This is a genomic window from Methylobacterium sp. TK26 (assembly GCF_055361565.1).
Genome location: NZ_CM143965.1, coordinates 2,009,534 through 2,023,083, shown reverse-complemented (window position 1 = coordinate 2,023,083; position 13,550 = coordinate 2,009,534). Strand labels below are relative to the sequence as shown.

Genomic DNA, 13,550 nt, shown 5'->3' with positions numbered 1-13,550 from the left:
TCCGGTCTTACATCTCCAGGCAGATCTTCCCGAAGTGGCGGTTGCTCTCCTGGTGCTTGAACGCCTCGACCATGGCGTCGAGGGGATAGCGGCTGTCGATGACCGGCCTCATCCCGTTGGCATCGATGGCCCGCACCATGTCCATCTGTTGCCGTCGGCTGCCGACGAGCACGCCCTGAAGCCGCAACTGCCGGATCAGGGCGGGCACGACCTGCAGCGAGCCGGCGACGCCGGTGAGGATGCCGATCACCGAGATGTGGCCGCCCGTCCGGGTGGCCTCCATCGATTGCTCCAGGGTGCCGGGGCCGCCCACTTCGATCACATGGTCGACGCCCCGGCCGCCCGTGATCTTGCGCGCGGTCTCACCCCAGGCGGCGTCCTGCTTGTAATTGATGAGGTGGTCGGCGCCGAGCGCCTGAAGCCGCGAGAGCTTCTCGTCCGATGAGGAGGTCGCGATCACCGTCGCCCCGGCCATCTTGGCGAATTGCAGGGCGAAGACCGAGACGCCCCCCGAGCCCTGAACCAGAACCGTGTCCCCCGCCTTCACCCTCCCGTCGTCGTGGAGGGCGCGCCACGCGGTCAGGCCGGCGGTGGTGAGCGTCGCCGCCTCGGCATGGTCCCAGCCGGCCGGGGCATGGGTGAAGGCCGTCGCCGGGGCGGTGATCGCCTCGCGGGCATAGCCATCGACCCCGTCGCCCGGAACGGTCGCGAAGCCGACGACCTCGGGCTGTCCGTCGAGCCAGGTCGGGAAGAAGGTGCTGACCACATGGTCGCCGACGGCGAAGTCTGCGACGCCCGGCCCGACCGCCGTGACCTCGCCCGCCCCGTCGGACATCGGGATGCGCTCCTCCGGCGGTCCCCACATGCCGCTGACCACGGCGAAGTCGTGGTAGTTCAGCGAACTCGCCCGCAGCCGCACCGTGACCTCGCCGAAGCCGGGCTCCGGCACCGGGCGCTGGGTCGTGCTCACCCGCTCGAACCCGCCGCCGGCCCCGACGACGATCGCCTTCGCCATCTCACACATACCCACCTCCCGGTTGCATCCGTGACCGGGACATAGAGCGGCCTCCCCGTCAGGGGATGCCGGTCGGACCGCTAATCGAAAAGGGCTCGGCAACGCCAAGTTGCGATTGGTATGGTTAACCAACCGGGGGTTGCAGCCTCCGCTAAGATCGGCGCGAAGGTGCGGTCAGTAGGTCCAGCGTTGGGCTTTCTGGACGAGGAAGTCGCGGAACGCCTGCACCCTGGCCACGGAGCGCATCTCCTCGGCGTAGACGAGGTAGCTTTCCAGCGTCGGCATGTCGGTTTCCCGCAGCACCTGCACGAGGTTGTCGTCCCCATCGACGGCGTAGTCGGGCAGGATGCCGATGCCGGCACCGGCCTCCATCGCCCGCTGCAGGGCGCCGATGTTGTTTACCGTCAGATGGACCGGCCGCCGCTCGCGCCCATCGCGCCCGGCATCGGCCAGCCAATGCGCCGCCAGCAGGTAGGACGGCTCGTTGCCGCCGAAGGAGACGATGCGGTGCTCGTCGAGATCCTGCACGGTCTTCGGCTCGCCGAACCGCTTCACGTAATCCTGGCTGGCGAAGGCATGGTAATGCACCGTGAACAGCCGCCGCTGGATCAGGTCCGGCTGGGCGGGGCGGCGCATGCGGATCGCCACGTCGGCCTCGCGCATGGCGAGGTCCAACTCCTCGTTGGTGAGGATCATCTCGATCCGCACATCCGGATAGAGATCGAGGAACTCGCCCACCCGCTGGGACAGCCACGACACGCCGAGGCCGACCGTCGTCGTCACCTTGAGGTCGCCGGTCGGGCGCTCCGACGTCTCGACAAGGCGCGCCCGGGTGTTCTCCAGGCGGAGCTTCATGTCCTTCGCGGCGCGGAACAGCAGATCGCCCTGCTCGGTGAGAATCAGCCCGCGCGCATGCCGGTGGAACAGCGGCGCCTTCAGTTCCCGTTCGAGGGCGCTGATCTGGCGGCTCACCGCCGATTGGCTCAGCCCGATATCGTCCCCGGCCTTCGTGAAGCTGCCCGCCTCGGCGACGTTCAGGAAGATACGAATCTTGTCCCAGTCCAACGCCAGAACTCCCGGTCGTGCTGCGCCGCGGAGACCAATGACCCGCTTCGGCTGGGCGGAAGCTGTCTCCATGCCCGCGACCGACAACGTCGCAGGGCCGACATCGACGCCACCGTGCCATGCGATATACGCATTCCTGCACGGGGAACAGACCAATGCGTCCGGCGCGAGCCCCCGGGGCCCGACGACCGGTGCATAATCCCGCGAAAAGCGGGGATGGCGCGAGTTTTATTCCGCCGCCGCGCGGGCCGGGCTTTCGCCGATCTCCAAGTTGGCGAGGTACTTCTCGGCCTCCAGCGCTGCCATGCAGCCCATGCCGGCGGCGGTGATCGCCTGACGGTAGACGTCATCGGTCACGTCGCCCGCCGCGAACACGCCGGGGATCTCCGTCTCGGCGGTGCCCGGCTTCACGGTGAGGTAGCCGCCGTCCCGCAGGGGCAATTGCCCGTCGAAGATCGCCGTGGCGGGCTGGTGGCCGATGGCCACGAACACGCCATCGGTCTTTACCTCGCTGATGTCGCCGTTGCGCGTGTCCTTCAGGCGGACATGGGTGACATTCGGCGCCGGCTTCTCGACGCCGCAGATCTCATCGATCTGCTTGTGCCACAGCACCTCGACATTCGGGTGCTTGAACAGGCGCTCCTGCAGGATGCGCTCGGCGCGGAACTGGTCGCGACGGTGCACGACCGTGACCTTCTTGGCGATGTTTGCGAGGTACAGCGCCTCCTCGACGGCGGTGTTGCCGCCGCCGACCACCACGACCTCGCGGCCCCGGAAGAAGAAGCCGTCACAGGTTGCGCAGGCGGAGACGCCGCCGCCCTGGAACTTCGCCTCCGAGGGCAGCCCCAGCCACTTGGCCTGGGCACCGGTCGCGATGATGAGCGCATCACACGTATAGGTCTCGCCGGAATCGGCTTCCAGCCGGAACGGCCGGGTCTTGAGATCGACCTTGGTGATGTATTCGGAAAGAATCTCGGTGCCGACGTGCTCGGCCTGGGCCCGCATCTGCTCCATCAGCCACGGTCCCTGGATCGCCTCCGCGAAGCCGGGATAATTCTCGACATCGGTGGTGATCATCAGCTGCCCGCCGGGCTGGAAGCCGGAGATCAGCAGCGGCTTCACCATGGCGCGGGCAGCGTAGATCGCGGCGGTGTAGCCGGCCGGGCCGGAGCCGACGATGATGAGCTTTGCGTGCGTGTGGGCCATCGGTCTTGAACTCTTCGTCTTGCCGCAGGGGCGTCAATCTCGGCCACGGCGACGCGCAATATAGGCATCCGCGAGCGCCTGCGCGATCACCGGCGTCGCGTCGATGGGGGTATACCGCAGATCCGTGAGTCGTCCGTCAAAGGGCACGAGCGCCCCGGCACGCGCCAGCGCCGCATACATCGCCCGGTGCCGGGGCGGCGTCCCCTCGATCTCGCAGAGCAGGACCGGCGCACCCGTCGCCACCGCCTCGCTCACCATGTTCACCGAATCGGAGGTGACGACGACCGCCTCGGCCAGCGCCAGCATGGCGAGATAGGGGTTCTCGCCGGTCCCGTCCCAGAACAACCCGCCGGTCTCGGCCGCGAGGATCCGCGCGGGCTCTCTCAGGCGCTCAGGAGTACGACGCGAAGCCGTGACCATCAGAGAACAACCCGCCGCCGCGAGGCGGCGCAGGTCGGCGAGCAGTCGCGCGATCATGTCCTCCGAGAACCGCAGGTGACGGCTGTCCCCGCCGAGCAGCACCGCGACGCGCCGTCCCGCGAGCCGCGCGAGTCGTGGATCGGGCGCCGCCCGTGCCAAATCCAGCCTCGACGCCGAGACCCGGTGCGGTGAGGTGATCGTGCGGAGCACGTTGGGGCCGCGCAGCGAATCGTGCTCCGGCACCCAGATGAAGTCGGCGGTGCCGGCGCCCGTGCGCGGGTCCTTGAGGTAAGCCGTAAAGCCGACGCCGAGCCGCCGACAGGCGCGCAGGTACGGCACCGCCCGGCGTCCGGAGGCGATGACGAGATCGGGGAGGGGACCGTACAGGGCGCCGCCGGGCCGGCGCGGCCCCTCTCGGGGATCGATGGGCCCCCAGGGTGCGAACCACCCGAACGGCCCCGAGGCGGGAACCCTGCGTAACTCCGCATCGAGCCCGAGGCATTCGGCGAGGCCGAGGCACTGATTCTCGTCGCCGGCCTTGCCGTCCGTGACGATCCAGGCGCGCAGGCCGGCGAGGCCGGGCATTGCTAGTCCCGCGGGAGGTCGCGGGCGAGCCACTGGGCGTAGATGTCGGCGATCACCGCAACGCGCCGACGCTCGTTGTCGGGGTCGTACCACGCCCCGCCGTAGCTCGACGGCGTAGCGGTCAATTGGTGGTGCCGGCCCAGCACCTCACCCCGCCGCCCGACGAGGAGGGCATCGCCCTCCAAATAGTCGCTCTGCGTGCCGCCGAGGCCGAACCGTCCGCCGTTATTGCCGACATAGTCGCGCAGCGACAGGCCGGTGAGCACGACGACGAGGCTGGGGCCGCGCCCGCCGATTCGATCCGCGAGGTTCTTCCGCAAAGCCGCTGTCAGGTCGGCCGCCAGCGCCTCGGCCGGCAGCCCGCCGCCCTTGGCGAGCAGCGGCCGCGCATCGACGCGCACGTCGGAGAAGACCGGCGTCGGCGGGAAATCACCCGCCGATGCTGGCGCGCCGAGGCCGACGAGGGCCGCGAGACCGGCAGCCAAGCGAAAGCGACGCGCCATCGGCTCAGCCGCCAAACCGGATCTCGACCACTTCGTAGGACTTGCCGCCGCCCGGCGTCGTCACTTCGACGGTGTCGCCCACGGCCTTGCCGATCAGCGCACGGGCGATGGGCGAGCCGATCGAGACGCGGCCGGATCGCACGTCGGCCTCCGGCTCGCCGACGATCTGGTAGGTCTTCTCTTCCTCCGTGTCCTCGTCCACGAGTTTCACGGTGGCGCCGAAGATGATCTTGGAGCCGGACAGCTTGGCGACGTCGATCACCTCGGCACGGGCGATCATGCTCTCGAGTTCCATCACCCGGCCCTCGTTGTGGGACTGGGCTTCCTTGGCGGCGTGATACTCGGCGTTCTCGGACAGGTCGCCCAGGGCGCGCGCTTCCGCAATCGCCTGGATGATGCGCTGCCGCTCGACCTGCTGCCGATGCTTCAGCTCTTCTTCCAGGGCCGCATAGCCGCGGGTCGTGATCGGAACCTTGTCTATGCTCATTGTCTCGCGCCGTAATGAAGAAGCCCGGCCGGGAGCGGGTCACTCCCTCCGGGCCCTGATAGTGTTACCGGGGCCTGCAACTTCAGGCCGCGAAATATTCCTGCAACGCGCGCACCGTGAGATCGCCTTCGAGATAGGCCTTGATCCCTTCGGCCGCCGCCATCGCGCCGGCTAGAGTGGTGTAGTACGGCACCTTATGCAAGAGGGCCGCGCGGCGGAGCGAGCGCGAGTCCGACAGGGCGCCGGCCCCCTCCGTCGTGTTGAACACGAGTTGGATGTCGCCGTTCTTGATGGCGTCGACCACGTGCGGCCGCCCCTCCAGAACCTTGTTGATCCGCTCGGACTTGAGGCCCTGCTCCACGAGGTAGCGCTGCGTCCCGCCCGTGGCGAGGATGGTGAAGCCGAGTTCGGCCAGGAGCTTCATGGCGGGCAGGATGCGCGCCTTGTCGTCGTCCCGCACCGACACGAACACCGCGCCCGAACGCGGCACCTGATTGCCCGCGCCGAGCTGACTCTTGGCGAAGGCGACGCCGAAGCCGGCATCGAGGCCGATGACCTCGCCGGTCGAGCGCATCTCGGGCCCGAGCAGCACGTCGACGCCGGGGAAGCGCGCGAAGGGGAACACCGCCTCCTTCACCGCGATATGCGGCAGGGTCTTCTTCACGAGGCCGAAGGTCGAAAGCTTCTCCCCGGCCATCACGCGGGCGGCGATCTTGGCGATCGGCTCGCCGATCACCTTGGCCACGAACGGCACCGTCCGCGAGGCGCGGGGGTTCACTTCGAGCACGTAGATCATGCCGTCCTTGATGGCGTATTGCACGTTCATCAGGCCGCCGACCTTGAGGGCCAGCGCCATGGAGGTGGTCTGACGCTCCAGCTCGGCGATGGTTTCGGCTGAGAGCGAGCGCGGCGGCAGGGAGCAGGCCGAATCGCCCGAGTGGATGCCCGCCTCCTCGATGTGCTCCATGATGCCGGCGATGAACACGGTCTCGCCGTCGCAGACCGCGTCCACGTCCACCTCGACCGCGTCCGACAGGTAGCGGTCGAACAGCAGCGGGTTCTTGCCGAGCACCGTGTTGATCTGCCCCGTCTTGTCGTTGGGGTAGCGCGCCTTGACGTCGGACGGGATAAGGCTCGGCAGGGTGTCGAGGAGGTAATCGGCGAACTGCGCCTCGTCGCGGATGATCGCCATGGCCCGGCCGCCGAGCACATAGCTCGGGCGCACCACGAAGGGCAGGCCGAGATCGGCCGCCACCAGCCGGCTCTGCTCCACGGAATAGGCGATGCCGTTCTTCGGCTGCTTCATCGCCAGCTTGTCGAGGAGGCGCTTGAACTGGTCGCGGTCCTCGGCCAGGTCGATGGCGTCCGGCGAGGTACCCAGGATCGGGATGCCGGCGGCTTCGAGAGCGCGGGCGAGCTTCAGGGGCGTCTGGCCGCCGAACTGCACAATCACGCCGTGCAGCGTGCCGGCCTGCTTCTCGGTTTCGAGGATTTCGAGCACGTCCTCGGCGGTCAGGGGCTCGAAATAGAGCCGATCCGAGGTGTCGTAGTCGGTCGAGACCGTCTCCGGGTTGCAATTGACCATGATGGTCTCGTAGCCCGCATCGCTCAGCGCGAAGCAGGCGTGACAGCAGCAATAATCGAACTCGATGCCCTGGCCGATCCGGTTCGGCCCGCCGCCGAGGATCACGACCTTCTTCGCCTCGGTCGGCGCGGCCTCGTCCACCACGGTCCCCGCGAAGGGCGCCACGTAGGTCGAGTACATGTAGGCCGTCGGCGACTTGAACTCCGCCGCGCAGGTGTCGATGCGCTTGAACACCGGCCGCACGGCGAGGGCCCGGCGCTTCTCGCGCACTTCGCTCTCTTCCATCTTGGTGAGGACGGCGAGGCGGGCATCGGAAAAGCCCGCCGCCTTCAGCTGCCGGAAGGCGCCGGGGGTGGTCGGCAGGCCGTGGGCCTTCACGCGCTGCTCGAGATCCACGATGGCCTGAAGCTGCTCCAGGAACCACGGATCGATCTTGCAGGAGGCGTGGACTTCCTCGTGGCTCACGCCGAGGCGCAGGGCTTGGGCGACCTGCAGCAGGCGGTCGGGCGTCGGGGTGCCGAGCGCCGCCTTGATGGCATTGCGGTCATCGCCCTTGCCGAGGCCCTCGATCTCGATCTCGTCGAGGCCGGTCAGCCCGGTCTCCAGCGACCGCAGGGCCTTCTGGAGGGATTCCGCGAAGCACCGGCCGATGGCCATCGCCTCGCCCACCGACTTCATGGCGGTGGTCAGCGTCGGCTCGGCGCCGGGGAATTTCTCGAAGGCGAAGCGCGGGATCTTGGTGACAACGTAGTCGATCGTCGGCTCGAACGAGGCTGGGGTCGCGCCGCCCGTGATGTCGTTGGCGATCTCGTCCAGGGTGTAGCCCACGGCGAGCTTGGCCGCGACCTTCGCGATGGGGAAACCGGTCGCCTTCGAGGCGAGCGCCGAGGAGCGCGACACGCGCGGGTTCATCTCGATCACGATCATCCGCCCGTTCTCGGGGTTGATCGCGAATTGCACGTTCGAGCCGCCGGTCTCGACGCCGATCTCGCGGAGCACCGCCAGGGATGCGTCGCGCATCACCTGATACTCCTTGTCGGTGAGCGTCAGGGCCGGGGCGACGGTGATCGAATCGCCCGTATGGACGCCCATCGGGTCGATGTTCTCGATGGAGCAGACGATGATGCAGTTGTCGTTCCTGTCGCGAACGACTTCCATCTCGTACTCTTTCCAGCCGAGCACGCTCTCCTCGATCAGCACCTCGTTGGTGGGCGAGGCATCGATGCCGCGCTCCACGATGTCGAGGAATTCCTCGCGGTTGTAGGCGATGCCGCCGCCCGTGCCGCCCATGGTGAAGGACGGGCGGATGATCGCCGGCAGGCCGACTTCGGCCAGCGCAATCAGCGCCTGGCCGAGGGCATGTTCACCGTAGCGCTTGCGCCGCTCGGACTCGCCCGCTTGCCACTTCTTCTCGAAGGCGGCGAGGGCGTCGGCGCGGGCCTGCGGCTCGGTGTTGGCAGCCTCGATGCGGGCGATCTCGGCCTGATACTTCTCCCGGTCGGCCTTCTTGACCGCCGAGGCATTGGCCAATGCCGATTTCGGCGTATCGAGGCCGATCTTCGTCATCGCGTCGCGGAACAGCGAGCGGTCCTCGGCCTTGTCGATGGCCTCGGCGGTGGCGCCGATCATCTGCACGCCGTACTTCGCGAGAACGCCCATCTTCTGCAGCGACAGGGCGCAGTTCAGCGCCGTCTGGCCGCCCATGGTCGGCAGGATCGCGTCGGGGCGCTCCTTCTCGATGATCTTGGCGACGATCTCCGGCGTGATCGGCTCGACATAGGTCGCGTCGGCCATGTCCGGGTCGGTCATGATCGTGGCCGGGTTCGAATTCACGAGCACGATGCGGTAGCCCTCCTCGCGGAGGGCCTTGCACGCCTGGGTGCCGGAATAGTCGAACTCGCAGGCCTGCCCGATGATGATCGGCCCCGCCCCGACGATCAGGATCGAAGAGATATCGGTGCGTTTGGGCATCGGACGCCTTGATACAGGCACGCGCGCCCCGTCGTCGGGCATAACCCCACGACCGGACGCACGGCGGGATTGTCGTTGAGCCCTGCGTTTACACGGGGCTCCGCACCCGAGACAAGGGCGCGCGGCCGCTCAACGCAAGGAGGATGCCGGCCTATCCACTCAGACGGCGGCGAAAAGCGCCGCGATGGCCCGGTCGATGGCGAGGTAGAACACGCCGAAGGCCACCACCGCGGCGGCGGCGAACTCCACGGCGACGTTCGGCAGGGTCTGCGCCCGGCGCAGGCTCTCGCGCCCGGCGACGATGGAGACCCAGGCGAGCGCCAGCACGGCCGGCATGGCGAAGAGGTAGGAGAAGGTGCTCTCGATCCGGTCGAGCCCGGCCACGGGGTCGATCAGCGCGCGGATGTTGCGCACCCACGGGGCATAAGCCGCCGCGTAGAGGGCAGTGAGCCAAGCCAGGGCCGTCGCCACGCCGAGGTGGAAGCTGAAGGCACGGTGCAGACGCGAGAAGTCGTCGCTTGCCTGTCTGGCAATCATTGGGATCATCCCCCGCCGCGGCCGGCGCGATCGCGATGGCGTCGCCGTCTCAAGCCGTTGGCGGGGGATAAGCCTTCCGAATTCGGGGTTTTTGTGACCCCGATGGGGCAGTCTCGGGATCAGGCCTGCGGGACCGATTCCGGCTTGCCCGAGCGCATCAGCGCCACGAACCGCTCGAACAGGTAGTGGCTGTCGCGCGGGCCGGGCGAGGCCTCCGGGTGGTGCTGCACCGAGAAGGCCGGGCGGTCGGTGAGCGACAGGCCGCAATTCGACCCGTCGAACAGCGAGACATGTGTCTCGACCGCCGAGGCCGGCAGGCTCGCCGGGTCCACCGCGAAACCGTGGTTCATGGACACGATCTCGACCTTGCCGGTCGTCTTGTCCTTCACCGGATGGTTCGCGCCGTGGTGGCCCTGGCCCATCTTCACCGTGCGGCCGCCCAGCGCGAGCCCCATGAGCTGATGCCCGAGGCAGATGCCGAAGGTCGGCACCTTCTCTTCGAGCAGCTTGCGGATCACCGGAACGGCATACTCGCCGGTCGCGGCCGGATCGCCGGGGCCGTTCGAGAGGAACACGCCGTCCGGCTTCATGGCCAGGATCTCCTCGGCCTTGGTGGTGGCCGGCACGACGGTGACGTCGCAGCCCGCCTCCGCCAACAGCCGCAGGATGTTGCGCTTCACGCCGTAATCGATGGCCACGACCTTCAGGCCCGTGCCCGGCGGCCGCTTGCCGTAGCCGTTGCCGAGCGCCCAGACGGTCTCCGACCATTCGGACGTCTCACGGCTCGTGACCGGCGGCACGAGGTCCAGCCCCTCCATCGGGGCGAGGGCGGCAGCGCGGGCCTTGAGGGCGTCGCGGTCGAACTGTCCGTTGGGATCGTTCGCGATGACGGCGTTCGGCATGCCCTTGTCGCGGATGAGTGCGGTGAGCGCCCGCGTATCCACCCCGGTGATGCCGACGATGCCGCGCGCCCGCAGCCAGCCGTCGAGATGCGAGGACGAGCGCCAACTCGACGGCTTCGTCACCGCCGAGGCGATGACGGCGCCGCGCACGCCGGAGGCCGGCGCCGCATCGAGGCTTTCGAGATCCTCGTCGTTGGTGCCGACATTGCCGATATGCGGGAAGGTGAAGGTCACGATCTGCCCGGCATAGGACGGGTCGGTCAGGATCTCCTGATAGCCCGTCATGGCGGTGTTGAAGCAGACCTCGCCATCGGCCACGCCGGTCTGGCCGATGCCGAATCCTTCGAGGATCGTGCCGTCCGCCAGCACCAGAAGGGCGGTGGCGACGGGCTCGGACCAGGGCGCGGGTTCGGCCGTGGGGTGCGCGGACGCGCCGTCGTCTTGCAGCATCGGGACCTTCTCGCTTATCTCGTCGGCATCCGGCGCCTTGCGGCGCGCGCGGATCCATCCGGCGCGTCTTAAAGACTGCGGCGTGTGATGCGGTCAATGTGGCTGCAACTCGCGTGCCGTTCAACGCCCGTCGTCGCGGGGCAGCCGCCCGCTTTCCACACCCTCTGAAGGACTTCGAGATGCAGCTGCGCGAGCGTTTCACCGCCGAGATGAAAGAAGCCATGAAGGCCGGCGACAAGGGCCGCCTCGCCACCGTGCGGATGATCCAGGCCGCCATGAAGGACAAGGATATCGAGGCGCGCGGCCTCGGCAAGGGTCCGGCCTCGGACGAGGACATCCTCTCGCTGCTGCAGAAGATGATCAAGCAGCGCAACGAATCGGCCACCGTCTACGAGCAGGCCGGACGCCCCGAACTCGCCGAGAACGAGCGCGCCGAGATCGTGGTGATCGAGAGCTTCCTGCCGAAGCAGATGGACGAGACCGAGATGAAGGCCGCCGTCGAGGCCGCCATCCTGGAGACCGGCGCGGCCGGGCCGAAGGACATGGGCCGGGTGATCGGCGCCCTGAAGGGCACCTTCGCCGGCCGAATGGACTTCGCCAAGGCGAGCGGCCTCGTGAAGGAAGCCCTCGCCGCGAAGGCGTGAGGGTCGGCACGGAGCAACATCGCGGTTCTGCCCGCAATCCCCCGGCGGGGCGGCGGGCGGGCCGGGACTCCGTGGGGTCGGACGCGCTATACTCGCCGGTCCCGACCTCTGCCCCGCGATACCCTTGCGCTATCCGCCGCACATCCTGGAAGAAATCCGCGCCCGGCTTCCGGCCTCGGCCGTGGTCGGCCGCCGGGTCCAGCTGAAGAAGGCGGGACGCGAATGGCGCGGGCTGTCGCCGTTCAACGCCGAGAAGACACCGAGCTTCTACGTGAACGACCAGAAGCAGTTCTACCACTGCTTCTCGTCGGGCAAGCACGGCGACGTCTTCACCTTCCTGATGGAGACGGAGGGCCTGAGCTTCCCCGAGGCCGTGGAGCGGCTGGCGGGGGAGGCGGGCGTCCCGCTGCCCGCGCCGACCGTGGAATCGCGCGAGAGCGAGAAGCGACGCGCCACCGCCATCGACGTCATGGAGATGGCCGCCGCGTGGTTCGAGGAGCGCCTGCGCTCGTCCAAGGGCACGGACGCCCGCGCCTATCTCGACCGGCGCGGCCTCGGCGACGAGGTGAGGGCCCGGTTCCGCCTCGGCTATGCGCCGAACGAGCGCTACGCCCTGCGGGACCATCTCGCCGGCAAGGGCGTCGAGCGCGACACGATGGTCGAACTCGGCCTGCTCGCGGGCGGCGAGGACGTCGCCGTGCCTTACGATTATTTCCGCGACCGGGTGATGTTCCCCATCACCGACCTGCGCGGCCGGGTCGTGGCCTTCGGCGGCCGGGCGCTCGCGAAGGACGTGCGCGCCAAATACCTGAACTCCCCGGAGACGCCGCTCTTCCACAAGGGGCGGATGCTCTACAACCTGCACAACGCGCGGAAGGCCGCGCACGAGCGCAGCTCGATCATCGCTGTCGAGGGCTATGTCGACGTCATCGCGATGACGCTCGCGGGCCATGGGGAAACGGTGGCGCCGCTGGGCACCGCCCTCACCGAGGACCAGCTGGCCCTGCTGTGGCGCCATGCCGACGAGCCGGTGCTCTGCTTCGACGGCGATGGCGCGGGCGTGCGGGCCGCCCACCGGGCCATCGATGTCGCGCTGCCTCTGCTGGAGCCCGGCAAGAGCCTGCGCATCGCCCTGCTGCCGGCCGGGCAGGATCCGGATGACCTCCTGCGCTCGGGCGGCCCCGCCGCCATCGACCGCGTGCTCGAAGCGGCCATCCCCCTGTCGGAACTGCTCTGGCGCCGGGCGGTCGAGGCGCAGCCCGTCGACACGCCGGAGCGCCGGGCCGGGTTCGCCCGCGCCCTGCGCGCCACCATCACGACGATCCGCGACGAGACGGTGCGGCGCTATTACCGCGACGACATCGAGGAGCGACTGCGCGGACTGTCGCCCCAGCCCGTGCGCAACGCGCCGCAGAACCGCGAGCGCGGCCGGCGGCAGCCCGAGCCGGTCTCGCCGCGCCTGCGGGCGGCGCCCAGCGCCTCCGTCACCGCCTCGGCGGGGTTCAGCGGTGCCGCGCCCGTGCGGGAATCGATGATCGCCGCGACCTTCCTCGTTCACCCGGAGATGGTCTCGACCTTCGGCGACGAACTGGCGGAACTGGACTTCGCTGATTCGGATTGCCGGGCGGTCGTATCGGTCCTGCTGGCCTGCGCCACCGAGCACACGCTACCTGACGCGACTCTGTTGCAGGAACGCCTCACTCGCGCGGGACTGGTGGAGGCCGCAGAGCGCGTGCTGGGTCTGGCCCGTTCGCGGGAGCGGGCGCAACTCGATCCGCAGGGCGATCCGGCGCAGTGCGCGGATGCCTTGCGCCAAGCGATGATCTTGCACCGGCAGGCCGGAGCGCTACATAGCGAACTTCACGAGGCCCGGCAGGCGTTTGAAGCCGATCCGACGGACGCCGGCTGGACTTGGGTCTGCGACGTGAAAGAGAGGCTGGCAATCGTGCTGTCTGCGGAGTCGGAGGCTGATCTTCCGGCGACGGATGCGCGAGGCGCGCCGTGACTTCCATAGGGCGCTGGCGCTATAGGCGGCTAACGGCTGTGGCCGCTCCACGCTGGAAGCCTTAGTTAACGCAAGGTCAAGCGTCAGGCTGCATACGAAGATGGGTCGCGCGGTCATCCGTCGCGACTCGCACCAGTTTTTGCATCGCGGCGTCGAAGGCGTGGACAGGCTCCCG

11 protein-coding genes are annotated in these 13,550 nt (G+C 68.6%); 2 read left to right on the top strand and 9 right to left on the bottom strand.

Annotated features, from left to right (window positions below; genetic code table 11):
- Positions 1-7: 7 nt before the first annotated feature.
- The 9 genes from ACXJ1Y_RS09745 to carA all read right to left on the bottom strand — a co-directional run bounded on the left by ACXJ1Y_RS09745 (position 8) and on the right by carA (position 10,726).
- On the bottom strand, positions 8-1,015 hold the full coding sequence (locus ACXJ1Y_RS09745; protein WP_463849818.1) for a zinc-dependent alcohol dehydrogenase family protein: 1,008 nt from the start codon (positions 1,013-1,015) through the stop codon (positions 8-10).
- 174 nt (positions 1,016-1,189) lie between these two features.
- Complete coding sequence (locus tag ACXJ1Y_RS09740) at positions 1,190-2,080, bottom strand: LysR family transcriptional regulator (protein ID WP_342164844.1); 891 nt, start codon at positions 2,078-2,080, stop codon at positions 1,190-1,192.
- A 228-nt stretch (positions 2,081-2,308) separates the two neighbouring features.
- Positions 2,309-3,286, bottom strand: coding sequence for a thioredoxin-disulfide reductase (gene trxB / locus ACXJ1Y_RS09735; protein WP_463849817.1), 978 nt, complete (start codon positions 3,284-3,286; stop codon positions 2,309-2,311).
- 33 nt (positions 3,287-3,319) lie between these two features.
- Positions 3,320-4,291, bottom strand: coding sequence for a mitochondrial fission ELM1 family protein (locus ACXJ1Y_RS09730; protein ID WP_463849816.1), 972 nt, complete (start codon positions 4,289-4,291; stop codon positions 3,320-3,322).
- Between the two features lie 2 nt (positions 4,292-4,293).
- The gene (locus ACXJ1Y_RS09725; protein ID WP_463849815.1) at positions 4,294-4,794 is read right to left on the bottom strand and encodes a hypothetical protein; all 501 of its coding nucleotides are present in this window, start codon (positions 4,792-4,794) and stop codon (positions 4,294-4,296) included.
- Between the two features lie 4 nt (positions 4,795-4,798).
- Positions 4,799-5,275 carry a transcription elongation factor GreA gene (gene greA, locus ACXJ1Y_RS09720; RefSeq protein ID WP_243954114.1) on the bottom strand — a complete coding sequence of 159 codons (477 nt, stop codon included), beginning with the start codon at positions 5,273-5,275 and terminating at the stop codon, positions 4,799-4,801.
- 88 nt (positions 5,276-5,363) lie between these two features.
- Positions 5,364-8,837 carry a carbamoyl-phosphate synthase large subunit gene (carB, locus tag ACXJ1Y_RS09715; RefSeq protein ID WP_463849814.1) on the bottom strand — a complete coding sequence of 1,158 codons (3,474 nt, stop codon included), beginning with the start codon at positions 8,835-8,837 and terminating at the stop codon, positions 5,364-5,366.
- Positions 8,838-8,996: 159 nt separating this feature from the next.
- Positions 8,997-9,374, bottom strand: a complete 378-nt coding sequence (locus tag ACXJ1Y_RS09710; RefSeq protein WP_342164850.1) for a hypothetical protein — start codon at positions 9,372-9,374, stop codon at positions 8,997-8,999.
- A 119-nt stretch (positions 9,375-9,493) separates the two neighbouring features.
- Positions 9,494-10,726, bottom strand: a complete 1,233-nt coding sequence (gene carA / locus ACXJ1Y_RS09705) for a glutamine-hydrolyzing carbamoyl-phosphate synthase small subunit (protein WP_463849813.1) — start codon at positions 10,724-10,726, stop codon at positions 9,494-9,496.
- A gap of 179 nt (positions 10,727-10,905) precedes the next feature.
- Between carA and ACXJ1Y_RS09700 the strand changes: the two genes are divergently transcribed.
- On the top strand, positions 10,906-11,370 hold the full coding sequence (locus ACXJ1Y_RS09700; protein ID WP_463849812.1) for a GatB/YqeY domain-containing protein: 465 nt from the start codon (positions 10,906-10,908) through the stop codon (positions 11,368-11,370).
- A gap of 124 nt (positions 11,371-11,494) precedes the next feature.
- Positions 11,495-13,375, top strand: a complete 1,881-nt coding sequence (gene dnaG, locus ACXJ1Y_RS09695) for a DNA primase (protein WP_463849811.1) — start codon at positions 11,495-11,497, stop codon at positions 13,373-13,375.
- The last annotated feature ends 175 nt before the right edge of the window (positions 13,376-13,550 follow it).